The 18,684-nt window shown below is 49.9% G+C and carries 29 protein-coding genes; 27 read left to right on the top strand and 2 right to left on the bottom strand.

Going from position 1 to position 18,684, the window contains the following annotated elements; translation table 11 throughout:
• Window positions 1–2 precede the first annotated feature (2 nt).
• The 18 genes from AC3EMD_RS14060 (at window position 3) to AC3EMD_RS13975 (ending at window position 9,078) form a co-directional block, all read left to right on the top strand.
• On the top strand, window positions 3–371 hold the full coding sequence (locus AC3EMD_RS14060; RefSeq protein ID WP_040199673.1) for a DUF977 family protein: 369 nt from the start codon (window positions 3–5) through the stop codon (window positions 369–371).
• On the top strand, window positions 368–571 hold the full coding sequence (locus tag AC3EMD_RS14055) for a hypothetical protein (RefSeq protein ID WP_040199671.1): 204 nt from the start codon (window positions 368–370) through the stop codon (window positions 569–571). The genes AC3EMD_RS14060 and AC3EMD_RS14055 overlap by 4 nt, the downstream gene beginning before the upstream one ends.
• Window positions 564–818 (top strand): hypothetical protein, encoded by a 255-nt coding sequence (locus tag AC3EMD_RS14050; RefSeq protein ID WP_004184518.1) that lies wholly within the window; start codon window positions 564–566, stop codon window positions 816–818. The genes AC3EMD_RS14055 and AC3EMD_RS14050 overlap by 8 nt, the downstream gene beginning before the upstream one ends.
• On the top strand, window positions 815–1,051 hold the full coding sequence (locus AC3EMD_RS14045) for a hypothetical protein (protein WP_004184517.1): 237 nt from the start codon (window positions 815–817) through the stop codon (window positions 1,049–1,051). Before AC3EMD_RS14050 ends, AC3EMD_RS14045 begins: the two co-directional genes overlap by 4 nt.
• A complete protein-coding gene (locus AC3EMD_RS14040) occupies window positions 1,044–1,418 on the top strand; it encodes a hypothetical protein (protein ID WP_192138425.1) in 375 nt (124 codons plus the stop codon). Before AC3EMD_RS14045 ends, AC3EMD_RS14040 begins: the two co-directional genes overlap by 8 nt.
• A complete protein-coding gene (locus tag AC3EMD_RS14035; protein ID WP_049110734.1) occupies window positions 1,418–1,675 on the top strand; it encodes a hypothetical protein in 258 nt (85 codons plus the stop codon). The genes AC3EMD_RS14040 and AC3EMD_RS14035 overlap by 1 nt, the downstream gene beginning before the upstream one ends.
• Entirely contained in the window at window positions 1,672–3,525 is a 1,854-nt protein-coding gene (locus AC3EMD_RS14030) for a DNA cytosine methyltransferase (RefSeq protein WP_224229957.1), read from the top strand. The genes AC3EMD_RS14035 and AC3EMD_RS14030 overlap by 4 nt, the downstream gene beginning before the upstream one ends.
• A gap of 149 nt (window positions 3,526–3,674) precedes the next feature.
• Complete coding sequence (locus tag AC3EMD_RS14025; RefSeq protein ID WP_004184503.1) at window positions 3,675–3,908, top strand: DinI family protein; 234 nt, start codon at window positions 3,675–3,677, stop codon at window positions 3,906–3,908.
• 108 nt (window positions 3,909–4,016) lie between these two features.
• Window positions 4,017–4,208 (top strand): hypothetical protein, encoded by a 192-nt coding sequence (locus tag AC3EMD_RS14020; protein ID WP_023313103.1) that lies wholly within the window; start codon window positions 4,017–4,019, stop codon window positions 4,206–4,208.
• A 57-nt stretch (window positions 4,209–4,265) separates the two neighbouring features.
• Window positions 4,266–4,865, top strand: a complete 600-nt coding sequence (locus AC3EMD_RS14015; protein ID WP_224229956.1) for a DUF1367 family protein — start codon at window positions 4,266–4,268, stop codon at window positions 4,863–4,865.
• Complete coding sequence (locus tag AC3EMD_RS14010) at window positions 4,865–5,071, top strand: hypothetical protein (RefSeq protein WP_224230116.1); 207 nt, start codon at window positions 4,865–4,867, stop codon at window positions 5,069–5,071. The genes AC3EMD_RS14015 and AC3EMD_RS14010 overlap by 1 nt, the downstream gene beginning before the upstream one ends.
• A 2-nt stretch (window positions 5,072–5,073) precedes the next feature.
• Window positions 5,074–5,370: a DUF1364 domain-containing protein gene (locus tag AC3EMD_RS14005; protein ID WP_074182467.1), complete on the top strand. Its 297-nt coding sequence runs from the start codon at window positions 5,074–5,076 to the stop codon at window positions 5,368–5,370.
• Window positions 5,367–6,182, top strand: coding sequence for an antitermination protein (locus AC3EMD_RS14000; protein WP_224229955.1), 816 nt, complete (start codon window positions 5,367–5,369; stop codon window positions 6,180–6,182). Before AC3EMD_RS14005 ends, AC3EMD_RS14000 begins: the two co-directional genes overlap by 4 nt.
• Window positions 6,183–6,434: 252 nt before the next feature.
• Window positions 6,435–7,061 carry a YagU family protein gene (locus AC3EMD_RS13995; RefSeq protein WP_012967891.1) on the top strand — a complete coding sequence of 209 codons (627 nt, stop codon included), beginning with the start codon at window positions 6,435–6,437 and terminating at the stop codon, window positions 7,059–7,061.
• Window positions 7,062–7,604: 543 nt separating this feature from the next.
• On the top strand, window positions 7,605–8,000 hold the full coding sequence (locus AC3EMD_RS13990) for a phage holin family protein (RefSeq protein WP_004213330.1): 396 nt from the start codon (window positions 7,605–7,607) through the stop codon (window positions 7,998–8,000).
• Entirely contained in the window at window positions 7,987–8,268 is a 282-nt protein-coding gene (locus AC3EMD_RS13985; RefSeq protein WP_012967892.1) for a phage holin family protein, read from the top strand. The genes AC3EMD_RS13990 and AC3EMD_RS13985 overlap by 14 nt, the downstream gene beginning before the upstream one ends.
• Window positions 8,268–8,894, top strand: a complete 627-nt coding sequence (locus tag AC3EMD_RS13980; RefSeq protein WP_153517894.1) for a glycoside hydrolase family 19 protein — start codon at window positions 8,268–8,270, stop codon at window positions 8,892–8,894. Before AC3EMD_RS13985 ends, AC3EMD_RS13980 begins: the two co-directional genes overlap by 1 nt.
• A gap of 7 nt (window positions 8,895–8,901) precedes the next feature.
• A complete protein-coding gene (locus AC3EMD_RS13975; protein ID WP_012967894.1) occupies window positions 8,902–9,078 on the top strand; it encodes a hypothetical protein in 177 nt (58 codons plus the stop codon).
• A gap of 21 nt (window positions 9,079–9,099) precedes the next feature.
• On the opposite strand, the gene AC3EMD_RS13970 is transcribed toward AC3EMD_RS13975, so the two are convergent.
• Window positions 9,100–9,282, bottom strand: coding sequence for a hypothetical protein (locus AC3EMD_RS13970; RefSeq protein ID WP_012967895.1), 183 nt, complete (start codon window positions 9,280–9,282; stop codon window positions 9,100–9,102).
• 85 nt (window positions 9,283–9,367) lie between these two features.
• Here AC3EMD_RS13970 and AC3EMD_RS13965 point away from each other — a divergent pair, with 85 nt between their 5' ends.
• Both AC3EMD_RS13965 and AC3EMD_RS13960 read left to right on the top strand, forming a co-directional pair.
• Entirely contained in the window at window positions 9,368–9,652 is a 285-nt protein-coding gene (locus AC3EMD_RS13965) for an Acb2/Tad1 domain-containing protein (RefSeq protein WP_302073538.1), read from the top strand.
• A gap of 97 nt (window positions 9,653–9,749) precedes the next feature.
• Window positions 9,750–10,022 (top strand): hypothetical protein, encoded by a 273-nt coding sequence (locus tag AC3EMD_RS13960; RefSeq protein WP_110227683.1) that lies wholly within the window; start codon window positions 9,750–9,752, stop codon window positions 10,020–10,022.
• Between the two features lie 307 nt (window positions 10,023–10,329).
• On the opposite strand, the gene AC3EMD_RS13955 is transcribed toward AC3EMD_RS13960, so the two are convergent.
• Window positions 10,330–10,434, bottom strand: coding sequence for a hypothetical protein (locus AC3EMD_RS13955; protein ID WP_223809865.1), 105 nt, complete (start codon window positions 10,432–10,434; stop codon window positions 10,330–10,332).
• Window positions 10,435–11,002: 568 nt separating this feature from the next.
• Between AC3EMD_RS13955 and AC3EMD_RS13950 the strand changes: the two genes are divergently transcribed.
• The 7 genes from AC3EMD_RS13950 to AC3EMD_RS13920 all read left to right on the top strand — a co-directional run bounded on the left by AC3EMD_RS13950 (window position 11,003) and on the right by AC3EMD_RS13920 (window position 18,595).
• Window positions 11,003–11,362, top strand: a complete 360-nt coding sequence (locus AC3EMD_RS13950) for a hypothetical protein (protein WP_032735910.1) — start codon at window positions 11,003–11,005, stop codon at window positions 11,360–11,362.
• Window positions 11,363–12,635: 1,273 nt separating this feature from the next.
• On the top strand, window positions 12,636–12,881 hold the full coding sequence (locus tag AC3EMD_RS13945) for a DUF2560 family protein (RefSeq protein ID WP_100751201.1): 246 nt from the start codon (window positions 12,636–12,638) through the stop codon (window positions 12,879–12,881).
• A 128-nt stretch (window positions 12,882–13,009) separates the two neighbouring features.
• Window positions 13,010–13,192 carry a hypothetical protein gene (locus tag AC3EMD_RS13940; protein WP_136087962.1) on the top strand — a complete coding sequence of 61 codons (183 nt, stop codon included), beginning with the start codon at window positions 13,010–13,012 and terminating at the stop codon, window positions 13,190–13,192.
• Between the two features lie 600 nt (window positions 13,193–13,792).
• Window positions 13,793–14,788 (top strand): terminase small subunit, encoded by a 996-nt coding sequence (locus AC3EMD_RS13935; RefSeq protein WP_224229954.1) that lies wholly within the window; start codon window positions 13,793–13,795, stop codon window positions 14,786–14,788.
• On the top strand, window positions 14,766–16,070 hold the full coding sequence (locus AC3EMD_RS13930) for a terminase large subunit domain-containing protein (RefSeq protein ID WP_224229953.1): 1,305 nt from the start codon (window positions 14,766–14,768) through the stop codon (window positions 16,068–16,070). The genes AC3EMD_RS13935 and AC3EMD_RS13930 overlap by 23 nt, the downstream gene beginning before the upstream one ends.
• Before the next feature lie 4 nt (window positions 16,071–16,074).
• Window positions 16,075–17,499 (top strand): DUF4055 domain-containing protein, encoded by a 1,425-nt coding sequence (locus tag AC3EMD_RS13925; RefSeq protein WP_224229952.1) that lies wholly within the window; start codon window positions 16,075–16,077, stop codon window positions 17,497–17,499.
• The gene (locus AC3EMD_RS13920) at window positions 17,483–18,595 is read left to right on the top strand and encodes a phage minor head protein (protein WP_224229951.1); all 1,113 of its coding nucleotides are present in this window, start codon (window positions 17,483–17,485) and stop codon (window positions 18,593–18,595) included. The genes AC3EMD_RS13925 and AC3EMD_RS13920 overlap by 17 nt, the downstream gene beginning before the upstream one ends.
• The last annotated feature ends 89 nt before the right edge of the window (window positions 18,596–18,684 follow it).

The raw sequence follows: 18,684 nt of genomic DNA, 5'->3' as shown, positions 1-18,684 counted from the left end.
GTATGGCTAGAGCATTGTCAGCAATTGAGCGCAGAGAGTACGTCCGCGCAGTGATTCGGATCACCAGGCATCAGGGGCGACTCACGACCGCCGAGGCAATGAAAAAACTGGGGCTGAGCCGCGCTACTGTCCAGCGGTATTTTTCCGAAGCAGAAGCGACTGGGGAGGTCGTCCGGCATGGTCGTCTGGGGCTGTTCCGCGATCAGCGGGCCCTCATCGACTTTGACATGAAACGGCTTGGGATGGTGCCAAAGGCAGCGTCGGGGATGAATTACAGCCTGCTTGGTTGTCCTGTATTCCAGCGTTTCCTCGATATTCAGGAAATGATTTTTACCTGTACGCCGGCATCGTCATCACGGGAAATCTTATGACAATTGTGAAAACCCATACCGGCATCGTGATCACCAAAGACGGTCCGCAGGTAAAAAAACTGCACCAGACAGAGCGGATGTGGGTCGTTGGCAAAAACGAGTTTTACCACAAAGAAACCGGGCGCCGTCACTTTGCAGAAAATACGCGCCGCCGGTTGTTGTTGGAAACGATTGAGGCGATAGGTGGTTCACATGACTGAACACGTCGAAAAATACACAAACAAGGCTATAGAAATCATTGCCGACTATATCCAGCGCACTAACAAGAAAAACGAGCAGTTGCAGGAAGCGAAGGTGCGCTTGGATAAAAAAATCGCTCTGTTCGCAGACGATGAGAACTGCAACACAAACAGGCTGATGTCCGTATTTTTACCAGCAATGACCAGCCATACCCGAGATGGCTTTTTCGAAGAGATAGCAGCGGCGTTAGAAGGGGCAGACAAATGAGCAACTCACTGCAAATTCTCTGCATTAAGGATACCGAAGGATACTGGACTGAAGGTGAAATGTATCCGGCCCGTGTAGTTGCTGGCGGGTTTGTTCAAGTTGGCGACGATGACGATCTCAATGGCGAAGCCTGGAGCGCTGCACCAATGGAATATCGGGAAGATGGCTCGATCGTTTATCAGGTCGGCGGTATTGAGGGTGATGTGTTATTCGAGGAGGCCAGCCATGACTGATATCACCGAACTGACTAGCGTACAAAAAAACGCAAATATTCACCGTTTATCCAGGCTCATTGCCTACGCACCTAACGATGAATTGCGGCAAATGGCTGTTGAAGTTGAGCATTACACGGATCAGCTCATAGAGGCGCTGGAGAAGGCGCAGCTGAGTATCGCCGAACTGGAGCGCGAACAGGAGCATCTTCGCCCGGTAGGTGTGATGAGCGAGAAGGCATTTCACCGTCTTGAAAACAGTGAATCTCGCTTTATTGCGTTGTGGCCGCGCCCCGGCATCTTTTTGCCACGCAAGCGCCCCGAGGATGGCGTGATCGTTTATGCGCGTACAGCTGCCGCCGCTGGCATCAAGGTGGAGGCTGAGTGATGGACTCTTCCCTGGAATACGCCTGCAAACGCCTGCAGGAACTGGAAAGCCTGCTGCTGGTGGATGTGCCTGAAACAGTATGGCCAGCGGAAGTCAGTATGGTCTTCTCTCAGGTCAAAAACGCCGGGACACTCCCGGCACACCACCAGCGCCGACTGCAGCACCATATCAACCGTATGTGGCTGGAAAAAATACCGGTACCGTCAATTATCGCCGCGGCTGGTTCGCTGGCCTGCGCCATGGAGAAATACGCGTGAAAGATAGCGAAATCATCGTTGATAACTTTGCTGGTGGCGGCGGCGCCTCGACGGGCATTGAGCTGGCGATTGGTCGTAGCGTGGACATCGCGATAAACCACGATCCAAACGCGGTTGCTATGCATACCACCAATCACCCGGGAACTCTGCACTATTGCGAGTCTGTTTATTCAGTGCGTCCAAAAGTAGCGACCGCCGGCCGCCGGGTTGGTTTGGCCTGGTTCTCGCCGGACTGCCGCCACTTTTCCAAAGCGAAAGGGGCTAAACCAGTTGAAAAAGCGATTCGTGGGCTGGCGTGGATCGTTATCCGTTGGGCGCTGGATGTTGGTCCGCGTGTAATGATGCTGGAGAACGTCGAAGAGTTTAAAACGTGGGGTCCACTGCTGGCGGCGGAAATGCGTCCGGATCCGAACCGCGTTGGCGAAACGTTCCTGGCATTCGTCGGCATGCTGACATCCGGAGTTCCAGCGGATCACCCTGCGTTGTTAGAATGTTGCGAGTTTCTGGAGTTGTCGCCGGATAGTGAACAGGCGAAACGCTTAGTTGCCGGCCTGGGCTATGTTGTCGATTTCCGTGAGCTGCGCGCCTGCGACTATGGCGCGCCGACCATCCGTAAGCGGTTCTTCATGGTAATGCGCCGGGACGGGCAACCAATAGTCTGGCCGGAGGCAACCCACGGGGATCCGAAATCACCGGCTGTGCTGGCCGGAAAACTGGCGCCATGGCGCACAGCTGCAGAATGCATTGACTGGACAATTCCCGTGCCGAGTATCTTCGATCGCAAAAAGCCTCTGGCAGAGAATACGCTAAAACGTATTGCCCGCGGCATTCAGCGCTTTGTTATCGAAAGCGCTTCGCCGTTCATCGTGAAGTGCAATCACACAACGACACGCGGGAAATATGACTGTTTCCGTGGACAGGGGTTGTATTCGCCAATACAGACAATCACCAAAACTCATGGTTACGCGTTGGTGGTACCTACTCTGGCACCGTTTGTGGCTGGAAATGGTGGTAGCCATTACCAAGCTAAACCGCGTCCACTCAACAAACCAGTTCATACCATCCTAAAGCAATCCCGAGCATGTGTGGTTGCCCCGGTTATCGCCCGCCAGTTCGGTGCTAGCATTGGCCACCGGGCAGATGAGCCTAGCGCCACAATTACCGCTGGTGGGGGGGGGAAGTCTCAGTTTGTCACCGCTACGCTTATTCAGATGGGGTATGGCGAGCGGGTAGGGCAATCGCCGCGGGTTCTCAATCTTGGTAAACCGTTGGGTACTGTTACAGCTGGGGGCAATAAGTTTGCCGTAACAACTGCGTTCCTGGCGAAACACTATGGCGGGAACTACACCGGTCCGGGCGTTGCGCTTGATAAGCCAGCTCACTCAGTGACTACCGTCGATCATCACGCTCTTGTGACATCGCACCTGGTAAAATTGCGTGGTACCTGCCGTGATGGTCAGCGCACTGATGAACCGATGCCGACAATCACCGCTGGAGGTCAGCATGTGGGAGAGGTTAGCGCGCTGCTGGCGGCTAATGATTACGACGAGCGGCGTGCGGACCAAGTTAAAGAGTTCCTAAATTCTTTTGGCGTCAGCGAACTGGTGACGATTAAGGGCATTGTTTACCGCATTGTCGACATCGGCATGCGCATGCTGCAGCCGCATGAGCTCTACCGCGCGCAGGGCTTCCCTGAGTGGTACATCATCGACCAGGATTACCGAGGTGTGAAGTATGCGAAGGATAAGCAGGTTGCGCGTTGTGGTAATGCCGTTCCGCCCCCGTTCGCTGAGGCGCTGGTTAGGGCTAATTTACCGGATATGTGCCTGAAAAAAGACATTGCAGCATGATAAAACCCGCTTCGGCGGGTTTTTTTATTATGGAAAAACATCAATCTAAACATAAGCATGGTGTTGTCAAAAAGTGCTGCAGAGGGGTTGAACATTTCATGCAACCGGTATACTGTTTATTTATACAGTATCCATGTGAGGTGCTAACCATGAAAGTTGAAGTCACAATTGATAAACATAAAAAACTCCCTGATGGCGCCATACCTGCGCTTGAGCAAGAATTGCTGCGCCGTTTGTCCCAGTCTTATGATGACTGCAAATTAACCATTCGACGCACAAGCAACGATGGCCTTAGCGTTTTGGGCGGCGCTGATGGCGATAAAAAACGCGTTGAGCAAATTCTGCAAGAGACATGGGAAAGCGCAGACGACTGGTTTTACTGATTCACCTTTTGGTGGCTGGCATTTCCCAAAGCATCGCAATAAGCGTGTCCCTTTGATGCTGTCGCCGGACTATATTTTTTGCGTCTGTATGTCGCTCAGGGGGATGAAGTGGATCTCGATATCGCCGAAGTGGTGGACATTATCAGGCAGGGCGGGAAGTTTTTAATTTCGAGTGATGGAGGGAAAATAACCGGGCTCGAAAAGGTAAGAAAAAATCAGTTTTTGCTAACGATTGAAGAGTTTAAAGAGCTAGCTAAAGAAGCTGGTTGCATTGACGAAACCGAGAGTAAGCTGCAATAATTTACCTGCCGCCTGAACAACGGCAACGGAGCATCTCAGCGCCACGGAGTGAAACCCATGGCGCAGCAATTACACCTTATAAAACAGACCCAAGGAATTCTGATCCCTGCCACGCAGGAGACCAGCGATTTCTTGCAATCAAAATGCAAGCTCGGCTCCGTTCTGGAGGCCGACTTTAAGCTTGTCCGCAATCCGGCGTTTCACCGTCGTTACTTTGCTTTACTCAATCTCGGTTTTGAATATTGGGAACCTACCGGCGGGGCGATTTCGTCTAATGAGCGCAGGCTTATCACAGGTTACGCCAAATACCTTGCTGCATATGGCGGGAGTGAATCGGCGTTACTTGATGCCGCCGGGCAATATCTCGACCGAATAGCCGAGAAGCGATCCGGCTATATCAGTATTTGCAAATCTTTCGATGCTTACCGGGCGTGGGTCATCGTTGAAGCCGGCCACTATGACGCCATACAGCTGCCGGACGGTACACTGAAAAAACACCCTCGAAGTATTTCTTTCGCAAGCATGGACGAATGCGAATTTCATGAACTGTACAAATCATCGCTCGATGTTCTCTGGCGGTGGATCCTCTCTCGTTCGTTCAACAGCTTGCAGGAAGCTGAGAACGCCGCTAACCAGCTTTTAAGCTTTTCGGGGTGATGCCGATGAAACACTCATGGTTTCACCATCACGAATGCACAACTCAGCAGGCCGAAGAATTGGTGGCGAGATATCGTCAGCGAGGCGTAAAGGTCGAACGACGCTTAAACCCTGACTTTATGACATGGACTGTCAGCGTGCAGCTGGTGGAGGACAAAAATCCGCCGCGGGCAGACTCTCGCTGGCGCAACAAGATGTGGGGGTGAGTATGGCGAACCTACGTAAAGCGGCCCGAGGCCGCGAATGCACAGTACGGATCCCCGGGTATTGCAATGGCAATCCTGAAACCAGCGTACTGGCGCATTACCGCCTGGCGGGTACCTGCGGAACTGGATGTAAGCCGGACGATACACAGGGCGCTATAGCCTGCAGTGCTTGCCACGATCTCATCGATGGCAGAGTTAAAACCAACAATTACACCCGCGACGAACTGCGCCTGATGCATGCCGAAGGCGTGCTCAGAACTTTGGCTATATGGAAACAAGAGGGGTTACTGAAAGCATGAAACTCGAAGCATCCTTAAAACATTTCAGCCCTCAGGGTATGCACATCAGCGACGACGTGAAAAGCACATCACCAAATCGCCTGACCGGAACAGATGTTATGGCTGGTATTGGGGTGACAAGCAGCAGGGCAAGGTTCGGACTGGCAGCGTTCTTTGGAAAGACTGGCATCAGCAAGACAGATGAGCAGTTGGCCGTCCAGGCGCTAGCGCGATATGCGATTGTAACCGCACCGAAGAACGTACGCAAAACAGCTGCTAAAGAGCTGGGGCGCTGTTGCCTGATTTTGGCGCAGTTTGCCTTTGCGGAGTATTCCCGGTCCGCGGAAACAACGGGAGTCTGCAGGGTATGCAATGGCACCGGAAAGATTGAAACCACTACCACGGAACGCAAAGTCTCTAACCCGTGGGGCAAAGCTCCATATTGGGCGAAAAAATCCCGTGCTGTCCGTCCTTCCAACTGGGATAAGTGGACTGAAGTAACAGCCAGCATAAGCGCTAAATGTGAAGCTTGTGACGGTAAGGGAAAGATAAACGCACGCTGCCGCTGCGGTGGTACAGGCCAGGTTCTCGACCGCAAAGCGACAAAAGAGCAGGGAGCTCCGGTATATAAAATCTGTGAGCGCTGTTCGGGGAATGGCTTTTCAACGATGCCGTCTACGGCTGCTTATAAAGCGATTCTGACGCTTGTCCCAGACCTGCACATCAGAACATGGACACGCAACTGGAAACCTTTCTGCGATGCGCTGGTGGACCTGTGCTGGAAGGAAGAGGAGAGGGCAGATAAAGAGTTTCAACGAGCAACCGCTGATTGAGTAAATGGGCACATTATTTTGCATTTTAAGTGCACAATGCTTGATTTTGTCCGAAGTTGTCGTGTATATTTTAAATCGTGGAATAAAACGCCTGAGCGAAAACATTCATATAAACCCTGCTACTGCAGGGTTTTGTGTTTTTGAAAACAAATGCCTGAAATCGGCTATAAAGTGTGATCTGAATCAAAATGCCACGCACCAAACTTAAGGAATATTAAGGAACTGTAAATATTCTTTATAAGTGATGGTTTTATGGCGTTAAAAGATATTTTTGTGCGAACCGAACCTCGCAGACGGCATTATGGTGTTGCATTGTTTATCGGGCTTATTTCTGGGGTGGTTTCAGCATTTGTTAAATGGGGTGCTGAAGTACCATTACCACCGCGTAGTCCTGTCGACATGTTTACCAGTGCCTGTGGACCAGAGTCATTAATTCGAGCTGCCGGGCAAATTGATTGTTCCAGAAACTTCCTTAACCCTCCTTATATTTTTCTGCGTGACTGGTTAGGGTTAGCCGATCCAAATGCGGCTGTCTATACCTTCGCCGGACATGTGTTTAACTGGGTGGGCGTAACACATATCATATTCTCCATCGTGTTCGCGGTTGGGTATTGTGTAGTTGCCGAGGTGTTTCCAAAAATTAAGCTGTGGCAAGGTTTGCTTGCAGGTGCACTCGCACAACTGTTTGTCCATATGATTTCGTTTCCGCTTATGGGCCTAACCCCTCCGTTGATTGAGCTTCCATGGTATGAAAACGTTTCTGAAATATTTGGTCACCTGGTGTGGTTCTGGTCAATTGAGATTATTCGCCGGGATCTGAGAAACAGAATTACGCACGAACCGGATGCTGAAGTTTCTCTGAATTCAGCATTCAGATAATCTAAGCTGCAAAGTCAGAAACCCGCATAAAATGCGGGTTTTTTATGCCTGTGATTAGTCGCTCTTCGATAGCAATGTATGCAGAGTGTATTGACGCTAGCTATGTTTACAGCATAACGTATTGATGTGGTGAATCCCCCTATGCGGAGGGGCGACCAGTCAGTTACAGAAACCTGTAAATGCAGCGCGGGCCATGCCGGCTGGGGCATGCTCACCGGGAGGCACCCGGCACCACACTGCCACATAACATATTTAAGATTTATGGAAGGTTTACTTCTGCGGTTGCCTGTCTATGTTTATAGAACGTAACGGCAAAAGTGAATGCTTCCTGGTAAATCGGTAGCTCGGACTATTAGGAGTGCCTTCGTTTCGTTACTACCTAGAATGCCTACTTTCTGCCCGTTCCTCTGAGCGGGCTTTTTTTCGCCATGAATAAGTCTCCTCGGAAAGCTGAGGTACAAATCATTTGAGGCTGCGCTTATGCGTGGCCTTTTCTTTTTCCCCTCAATTCTGAGAGGACTCACAGCAATAAGAGGGGGCTTAATGTCCGATCCTTTAACTGGTACCGGCCTGATTTTTGGCGGCGGTTTAATTGGTTCCGTCGTATATGGCGTTATCACCCACACCGATTTTGGTGTGGTATTTGGGGCTTTTGGCGGCGCGGTGTTTTATGTGGCAACGACCGCAAACCTGACACGTGGAAGGCAAATAGCTTACTTCATGACGTCGTTTATTGTCGGTGTTCTGGCTGCCGGATTATTAGGCTCAAAATTTACTACCTGGACAGGCTATACAGATCGTCCGCTTGATGCGCTCGGTGCGGTGGTGGCATCTGCTGTCACCATCAAGGTCCTGACTTTCATTAACAGCCAGGACTTGAGCAGCCTGTTCGGATTACTTTCCCGATTAAGGGGAGGAGGTTCGAATGGTAATAAATGACCCGGCAGCGCTGGCCAATGCGGTGATATGTGCCGTTATTGTCTGCGCTTTGATGTTTTATCAACGTCGCGGTGCCAGGCATCGCCCTGGTATCTCCATCATTGCTTACTTGCTTGTACTGATTTACGCGAGCATACCTTTCCAATTTATCTTCGGTCTTTACGTACAGTCCCACTGGCTGGTGGTAATGGCAAACGTGATGATATGCGCCGCCGTGCTATGGGCTCGGGGTAACGTGGCGCGTCTGGTCGATACACTGAGGCACTAATGAATCAAACACAATTCCAGAAGGCGGCTGGCATCAGCGCCGGGTTAGCTGCGCGCTGGTTTCCGCATATTACAGCCGCGATGAAAGAGTTTGGCATCACTTCCGCTATCGACCAGGCAATGTTCATTGCCCAGGTAGGGCATGAAAGCACGGGATTTACCCAGCTTGTTGAGAGATTCAATTATAGCGTGGCTGGCTTGAATAGTTTTGTCCGCGCCGGGCGGCTGACGCAGGGTCAGGCTAATTCGCTCGGCCGCCGGCAGGGTGAACCATCGTTGCCACTGGAGAGGCAACGAGCGATCGCCAATCTGGTGTACAGCAAACGCATGGGGAATAACGGGGCAACAGACGGCTGGTTTTACCGCGGGCGCGGGCTCATCCAGACCACCGGCCTGAACAATTACCGCGAATGCGGGAATGCTTTGAAGATTGATCTGGTTAAACAGCCTGAATTGCTGGCACAGGATGAGTATGCGGCGCGCAGTGCTGCCTGGTTCTATACCTCACGCGGCTGTTTGCGTTATCCCGGTGACCTTACACGCGTCACTCAGATTATCAACGGCGGACAGAACGGCATTGATGACCGTAAAGCCCGCTATCTCCTGGCAAAAAGTATTCTTGTTTGAGGGAAATATGAACTATCTCATTAATCGACTGAAAGAGCCGTCAACCTGGCGCGGCATCATCCTGGTCATTGCCGGTGTCTTCGGCTATCAGATGCCTCCGGGCATTCAGGAAACCGTCATCGCTGGCGGCGTAGCGCTGGCTGGCGTTGTTGGTGCGGTGATGCCGGACAGCGTTAAGAAGTAACCTGGCCAGAAACCAGCAGGCCTACAGAAAGCCGCTTTCCTTCAGTTTTTTAGCCAATAAGTAATTGGTGATTACTCCAAGAGAAACTCCAACAATCCACGGCACAGCTGAATTAAGCATTAGCGAGTTGTTCACATTAATGCTGGCGGTGATGCAGGCATAGGTATTTGTAAAAGCAAACCATGTAAATAGTATCTGTTTCATTTGGTTATCTCCATGCTTTCCTTCCCAACAATATCCACCTACGAGCTAGTAAAAGCAAACCAGGTACAACCGAAAGGGCTACGAAATGAGTGAAGCAAAACCGCAGGACGGCTGCACTGTAAAAGGCTACCGCACATTAACCGCTGGCGACATTGAGCGGATGAACCGCCTCAAAGGTGTCAGCCGGCATTTTTGCAGTCTGCTCGATACTGAGCGAGAGGTTACAACGGCTGAAGTTGTCGAGCGTGGTAGTCAGGCCGAAACCGAGAGAGCAGAGGCTTTGCGCTGCATGGCTATCGCGCGCACCAAAATGCAGGAAGCCTGTATGTGGGCATGTCGTGCAATAGCAAGGCCTGATAGCGATTGTTGATGCCGTGACATGTCACAACAAGCCCACCGATACGTTGGCTTTTTTTGTCATCCTATTTGATATCATCACCAATAATAACAATCAGGGTGAGATGACAATGAAACAGAAAATTACAGATGCATTTGTTAATTTTACGCATAGCTGGAACGACGTGCTTCACGCTTCCATTGAAAGGAAAATCTCAGACGGTTACGACCTGGCATATCCTAATAAGAATGATTTTGAACACCGCGAGTCCACTACAAAAGCCATGCGAGAGTTTTACTACCAGCGGATGATGAATACGGCCTCGTTGCTGCTCACTGGTGTGTCACTACTGGTGGCATTGGTTGCACTGATCGTTGCGATAGTGGCCATTAAATATTCTTAGGCCCATGGGTCGTACTCGCTGATCACGTTGGGCTGCTTACCGCGGGCAGTAGGAAAGTCTGAGCGTTTCGTCACCCGATATGCGAACGCCAAACGCGTACTGGTTATTAGCGGCGATGATGTGACATGAACTCAAGGGCACGGGCGCAGAGCACTGCGAGAGTGTGGTTGTGTAATCAGGTCATGGATCTTGCGTATAGACGTTCTCTGCGACACCAGGGTGACTTAGGCCTTCTTACTGGAAGGCGGTAGTTAGAAAGCAGGGATAGTGCCGGTGACTACCCCTTTTGTGCAGAATTGGGTAAAAGTTAATACCTTTTTTTAAAAGTATTTTTATATTTACTCGTTTCTCGCAAGTATGAAACCAGTGAACCCACTGCAACTAAAAGAAGAACTACAGCTAACGCTATCATCAGTATGGTTATCATGTGAGTTAACCCTCCTAAGGACCATGGATATTATGGTTCGCATGAGGGGTAGTGTGGGATTTAAGTGAGAAAATTCCTAACTGGAATTTTTTCTTAATTTGAAACCTGATATGAAACTTTATTGTTGGTTTTGTAATGATTCAATATGAAATGATTAATTATTGTCTGCTAGGATATACAGTTTTCCGAAAGAGGTGTTTTTACTGGTTACATCGGATTGACTATGCACTTATCGCATAGCTAATGTAGATGCGTGGTGAATCCCCCTGTGCGGTGGGGCGACCAGCCAGGTTTTCTCTTTGAGCACACACGCAGGTCTGTTGGCTGGGGCAGACTTACCGGGAGGCACCCGGCACCACAACATACTGCATAACCCCATAAAGGCCTTCCATTACGGTAGGCCTTTTATCTTCTGGTTGTATCTAATACTGTGGGCAGGTCAGCTGGCTTATGCAGGACAGATTATTTTTTCTTGTTGAATGCCGCTTCTGGTGTGCTTATATTCTACCTAAAAATGGGTAGGTGTGTTGTGATTAGAAAATGCTATGCAAGAATGTCTGATCCAGCATCGAATGACAAGCTGACACTGGAAATGCTTGTATCTGACGGTGGGTGTAAGATTTTTATCTGGGATTTTGATAAAGGGGTAGCAATTTTCTCTGAGGGTATAACAGGTAAGCAGTCTAAATACATAGTACAAGGTGAAAAGCATGCAGGGCATATCAATCTTATCAGAGATAACACGGTTGAGCGCACTATTTATGGGGTTAAGGAGTTCACCTATGGAAATGGTGATTCCGGTAAATCCTCTCCTGTGTTTTGCTCATTGTGCGAGGGGCAGATACTCATAATCGAATGCCAAAAGGCTTTTATAAGAAAACCATTAAGGCTTGATGAACTCACCTTTGAATAGAACTACTTACGATACATTCCTCATATGTTCGAAGGATATAACATCTCTCAGGTATCCTGCTTCTGGATGCCGGGAATGTGTACCGCTGGTGGGCTGGATTCTTGGAGCCTTTGCCCAGCAGTTTCAGGTGATAAAAAACCCCGTGGAGTAAATCCGACAAATTGACGGGGCGCTGCAGAGGCAGCCAATGTCGGAGTTTAGTCAGATTTCGAGGTGTTTTTCTACTGGTTTTGAGAAAAAATGGATGGTCTGACACTACAGGAAGTGGCTCATCCCTGAGCTCACGGGTAGAACAGTAGACTTTGTCATGGCAGAGCAAAGTCATAAGTAAGTGTAGAATGTGTTTCTGATTTAACAAGCTTAGCGAGTGTATGCTTCATGGATTGTACGTCTGTAACTTTCATAATATTTCTACCATTTCAAAATTAAGATATTAGGTAAAACCTTAGGGAATTTAGAGGGTAAGAGAAGCTGTGAGCAAAAAAATCTCCTCGCGAAGCAATGTTTTTCACTTTAACGAAATATATTGTTTGCAATGTGGGTTTTTTAGTTCATCATACATGCTACATTGAGTTCTTATAAAATGAGCTGCTAATTATGACTGAGTGCAAACTTCCACAACTTCCAGAGTATTATCGATATGGTACTGAACAAATTAACAAGTTGCCTGGGAGTGGGGATGTTTTTCCTCCTGCGGGTAGTATAATAAAGTCAGTAAGTTTAAATGAAGGTGTATTTGTTTGTGTTCCGGTGCAGCGTTATATACACGGCTTGAATATTTGGGTTGTAGTTGAATCTTCTTGGTAATGATTTTTTTGGGAAGAGTGATTTTTCGTTGGTTCGATGGTTTCTATTTATTATAAATTCGCTGTCGGAATTTAAAATTTGCATCATTGCAATGCTTTCAAACACCGTAGAAGGATTATGATGCTAGTGCAAAATAATATTTATAATAATTCAGAGTCATATGCTATTCTTTTGTTTAGTATGTGGCCTGTCCTTATTGTACTTCTTGTCGTGATATCTTGCGCCTTTTACGGTGTATTGATGCATAAAACTGCAATTTGTTGTTTTCTGTCAGCTATGTTCCTTGGTGTCGCAGGCTGGTTTTATGGATGATCACCATTAGCTCTAATATGAGTCACTTTTTAGTATAAAGTCAGGGTGTCATTACTTTACCTGGCTTGTAGCGTTGGTTCCCTAAAGTTTGACGATAAAAGGCCCTGTTAATACAGGGTCTTTCTGTATGTATTATTTATCAAAGAGGTAAGACATGTCAGAGATCACCGCATCCGAGCAAATCCGCCTGGATATCATCAAGAAAGTGAATTACGACACCGCAGCGGCCAAGCTGGCCATTGACTGGGTAGGCGACAGCTTTCTGAAATCTGAGCTTTTCGCAGACTCCTTTGATCGTGTTTTCACGGAAAGCGAGATTGTGTCGAAGACCCGTAAAGCGATTCAGGAAGCGACCGAAGCGCTGGCGCTGTTTGATACCGGCGCTGTGCAGGCCAGCTAAGGCATTACAGCAGGCATTCATCGAGTGCCTGTGATAACGTTTATGCTCCTGTATAAGGGGCAGTTGCATGATGTCATGCAACGAAGCAACCAAGCTATGGAAAGTCCGGGTAATGGTTTGGAGTGAATGTGACGTTTAGCAGCGGTGGTATAGATGGCTACTTTTGCCTGTTGCTTAGTATGTGGCCAGTGTTGATGGTTTTATTCATAGGATTGTCCGCGGTATTTTACGGTGTGTTAAAGCGCAAAACGGCAATTATCTTCCTGGTGATCGCTGCAGTCTTTGGCATTGGTGGATGGTTCTATGGATAGTGATCTAAGAAACATTGGTCAGGCTATAAACTGGTCTCTAACCCCATTACAACAGGCATTCACTGAGTGCCTGCGATAATGACCATCAGACAAATCGTCTGAGCTGACAGTTCAATCAATCACCAATTACCAGTTACACGGGGTAACTGACATCATTGTCTGTTTATCCCGGTGAATTTTGAAATACTCACTACTCTCATAACGTCTCTGCCTGCCAACACCAGAACGGCAGAGGTCAGTTAGCCGTATAGATGAACCTCTCCCGGGTGGCTCCTGAGAGATTCTTTATACGCTAGCTGGTAGTAACTAAAGGCCGCATATTTTTGCGGCCTTTTTCATCATTTGTAAAATGAAAGCCCTCAGGCGATTAACGATGCTCAGGACCATGGAAGTGATCTCCACCATGTCCGCCTCCATGGGGACCAGGGGGAAGGATACATCCTGAAAGTGACAGCGCACCACAGATAACAAAAACAGCAAGCATAATTCTTTTCATAATAACTCCTTAACTAAAGAGCCTTAATTCCAAAACATAAAAGTGAATATTTTATGGAGAATCAGTAATTCCTTTTTCTCCCTCACGTTAAATAGGAATAATCCATGGCAAAACCGGACTGGGGCGAGCTTCAGCAACGGTTCCTGTCCGATCATGCCGCAACCGGCGTATCACCGAAGGATTGGTGTGAAGCGCAGGGACTGAATTACGCTACCGCCCGCCGATACATCAAGAAACCCACTGCGCAAAAACCTGCGCAGAAGAAACTGCGCACTGCGCAAAAGGAAAAGTGCGCAGAAGAGTTGGTGGATGATGATGGCCTCACCGATCAACAACGTTCATTTGTCGCGGAATACCTGAAGGACAACAACGCCACACAGGCAGCTATTCGTGCTGGCTACAGCAAGAAGACTGCTGAACAAATTGGCTATCAGCTGCTTCAGAAAACTTCAGTTGCGCAGGCCATTGCGCAGCAGCAGAAAGCATCCATTGTGCGCACGCTCGGCAGCGCCGATGAAGTGCTTGAGCAGATGTGGCGCCTGGCCACCTTCGACGCCAACCAGCTATCACAGTATCGCCGCGGGAGTTGCCGCTATTGCTGGGGCTTTGGTCATCAGTATCAATGGCGTGATGCTGTTGAGTACGAAGAGAAGCGACTCGAAGCGCTTGAGCGAAAACGTCGCGAGCCCGTTGATGTTGGTGGCTACGGTTACGACCACACCAGCGCGCCTAACCCTGAATGCCCTCGCTGCAATGGCGATGGCATAGGTCAGACTTTCTTCGCCGATACACGCAAGCTGGCGCCGGATGCTGCGCTTGCCTATTCCGGTGTGAAGCTCGGAAAAAACGGTGTGGAGATAACCGCTATCAGCCGCGAGCGCATGTACGAGGCGGTGATGAAACGGCTCGGCCTGGCTGATAGCGAGTTCGCCCAGCGTCTGCAGCTGATTGAAATTGAGCGCCGGCAGCTGGAGGTCGAAAAATTACGCAAAGAGCTGGCTGCTGATCCGGAGGATGACGAACCAACGCCAGTTGCAATCAATATCAACGTAGTCGATGCACGAGTGAGGGAAGAGGATGGCGATAGCACCGACGCTTAACATCCCTCAGGCCAAATTCCTTGCGATGCAGTACAAATTTAAGGCCTATGTCGCCGGCTTCGGTTCCGGTAAGACGTGGGTCGGTTGTGGTGGTATCTGCAAAGGGATGTGGGAACACCCCAAAATCAACCAGGGTTACTTTGCGCCAACGTATCCGCAGATCCGTGACATCTTTTATCCCACTGTTGAGGAGGTGGCCCACGACTGGGGGCTGAATGTCAAAATCAACGAGGGAAACAAAGAGGTTCACTTCTACGCCGGGCGCCAGTACCGAGGAACGACGATTTGCCGCTCGATGGAGAAACCGCAAACCATCGTTGGTTTTAAAATCGGTAATGCGCTGATTGATGAGCTGGACGTAATGCCCGCCAAAAAGGCGCAGTTAGCCTGGCGAAAAATCATTGCTCGTATGCGTTACAACGTGGCCGGTCTTCGTAACGGGATCGACGTCACCACGACGCCGGAAGGGTTTAAATTCGTTTATCAGCAGTTCGCAAAGGCTGTACGCGATAAGCCTTCGCTCTCAACGCTGTACGGCCTGGTGCAGGCCTCGACGTTCGACAATGAAAAGAATCTGCCGCCGGACTATATCCCGTCGCTGATGGAGTCATACCCGCCGGAGCTGATCAAGGCTTATCTCCGTGGCCAGTTCACCAACCTTACCAGCGGGACGATTTACCATCAGTTTGACCGTAAGCTGAATAACTGCCGGGAAGAAGAGCAACCCGGTGAGCCGCTGTATATCGGTATGGATTTCAACGTCGGGAAGATGGCCGGGGTTGTTCATGTGTTACGTCTGGGGCTTCCGTTTGCAGTTACTGAAATCATCAAGGCTTACGACACGCCGGACATGATTCGCATCATCAAAGAGCGGTTCTGGCTATATGACGGCCATGACTACCGAAAGGTGCGTGAAATCTATATCTACCCGGACGCTTCCGGCGATTCCCGTAAATCCAGCAATGCCAGCGCCACTGATATCGCTCAGCTTCAGCAGGCCGGCTTCAATGTGGTTGTTAATGCATCAAACCCGCCAGTGAAAGACCGCATCAACGCGATGAATGCCATGTTCTGCAATGGTAACGGTGAACGTCGCTACAAAGTGAATGTAAAGCGGTGCCCGGTGTACACAGAATCGCTTGAGCAACAGGTTTGGGGCGAAAACGGTGAGCCGGATAAAACGGCGGATAACGATCACCCTAACGATGCCGGTGGGTATTTCATTGTGAAGCAATTCCCGATCATCAAACCGACTGGAAAAGTCACCCAACTGCGGATGTAAAACCATGCCTGATATTTCAACGCCCAACCTCGACTATAACGACATGGTTGAGGCATGGGATATTAATGATGCGCTGATGGGCGGCACGCTGGAAATGCGCCGGCAGGGCAAGAAGTATCTCCCGAAATGGCCGAACGAAGATCCTGAAAGTTATAAGGAGCGTTTGGCTTCGGCAACGTTACTACCTGCCTATGAAGAGGCCATTAAACAAAACATCGGGCGAGTGTTTGCTGAGCCGACGGTATTGAGTGAGGACTCTCCTGAACAAATACGGGAACTATCGCCAGATATTGATATGGAAGGAAACCGGCTCGATGTCTGGGCACAACAATTTTTCAGCATCGGATTTCAGTATGGTCTGGTACATGCGCTGGTGGATTTCCCGAAAATTGACCCGGAGGCAGTAAAAACTAAAGCCGACGAAAAAGCCGCAGGATCCCGCCCATATGCCACGATGCTTAATCCACGACAGGTCATCGGCTGGAAATCGAAAGTGGTTAAAGGGAAAGTGGTGCTGACCGATCTGCGTATCAGAGAGGTCATCATTGTTGATGGCGATGATTATGGGCAAACGAAAGTTGAGCAAATACGCCATATCATACCGGGCAAGGTTGAAATTTATCGCCGTAATAAAGGTGATAACGGCGAAAGCCAGTGGCAGATTCACGACGAGTGGGAAACCAGTCGCGATGATATTCCCCTGGTGACGCTTTACACAAAACGCACAGGCTTTATGCGCGGTTCACCGCCACTGCTTAATCTCGCCTTACTGAATATCAAGCACTGGCAGAGTCAGAGTGAACAGGACAACATCCTGCATGTCGCTCGCGTGCCGTTGCTGGTGGCTTACGGTCTGGCTGATGGCGAAACGTTGACGATAGGTTCTTCCTCTGCGACTCGTTTCGATGACCGCCAGCGGCAGGGACTGGAATATGTCGAGCATACCGGGGCTGCGATTGAAGCCGGTAAGATTTCCCTTGAGGATCTGGAAAACCAGATGCGTCAGGCCGGCGCAAAACTGCTGCGCGCGGAAAACACATCGACTAAATCCTTAGATCAGACTCACGAAGAGCGGATGCAGGAGAATTCACCTCTCAACACCATGGCAAGCTCGCTTGAGGATGCGCTCGATAATATCCTGCAGATTATGGCGGAATGGCTGGGCGAGAAAGAAGGCGGCAATGTCGATGTACGCACCGAACTGGATGTTTCAGCCCAGACGTTTGATGCCGCAGCTGCAACAGCTGTTCAGTCGCTACGTCAGGGGGGTGATATACGTCAGGTCGATGCTGTTCGCGTTTTGCAGGCCCTCAAATTTATCGATCCGGACGCGAAGCCCGAAGAGGTTATCGACGAGTTGCGGAATCAGCAGGTCACGCTGGCCGGCGGACTGAGTAACCCGGGTGGTGCAAATGGCAACGGCGAATGACAAGCTTCAGGATGAATCGATAGCGCATGCGATATGGATAGCGCGGTACAGCACCAGCGTTGCAAACAGGATGATAAAAATCCTGAATGACAGCGATGCGGAACTGACAGCCAGATTGCTGGTAGCGATGGATAGCCTGGATGCTGACAGCTTTACCGTGTCGCGACTGGAAGCGCTGCTCGTTAGTGTCAGAGCTCTCAATCGCGAGGCTGTGCAGTCAATGTACGCGGGACTATCTGATGAGCTGCAGCAACTCGCTCAGCACGAAGCAGGCTTTCAGCTGAGCCTGTTCCAGTTTGCGATCCCCGATGATGTGCTATCGCTTCACCCGCTGGTGGGCATTTCACCGGATGCCGTTTACGCAACTGCGATGGCACAGCCGTTTCAGGGGCGCCTGCTTTCGGAGTGGGCAGATAACCTTGAAGCTGACAGGATGGCAAGAATTTCCAGTACAGTGCGGCAGGGTTTTCTCCTGGGCGATACGCATGAGCAAATCGCCAGAAAGGTCCGTGGTCATGCTAACCGTGGTTATCAGGATGGCGCGCTGCAGATGAGCCGAACCAATGCCGGCAGTATTGCAAAAACGGCTGTGGGGCATCTTGCTTCTACGGCCAGGAAAAGCTTTGCAGATGCGAACGATGACATTTTGAAGGGTAAGCAGTGGTTATCCACTTTGGATAACCGTACATCAAAAGACTGTCGGATTCGCGACCGCCTCAAGTACACACTGGATAACAAGCCGATCGGCCATAAGGTGCCGTATCTGCAGGGACCCGGGAAAATCCATTTCTGCTGTCGCAGCGTCGAAACCTACATCCTGAAATCGTCTGATGAGCTGGGTATTGCTGTTGGGCAAATATCAGATAGCTCACGTGCCAGCATGGACGGGCAGGTGCCTTCGGATACCGATTATCAGGGCTGGTTCTCGCGCCAGTCGTTCACGCGACAGTCCCAGATCGTTGGCGTAACCCGGGCCCGGCTGATTCGTGACGGCGGCATGTCGCCCGATGATTTCTACAACGACAAGGGCGAATGGCTGACTCTGGAGCAACTTCGTAACCTGGATGCTCAAGCGTTCAGCAACGCCAGATTTTAAAGCTTTTTAAGTCTTCAATCAGGCTGCCTCCGGGCGGCCTTTTTTATTGCCGTGATCCGGATGGTGAGCGGTGCAACGGTCGGATGACC

This window comes from Klebsiella sp. PK18 (assembly GCF_057784655.1).
Note: the sequence above shows the minus strand (reverse complement) of the source record. Positions and strands in the feature narration are given on the sequence as shown.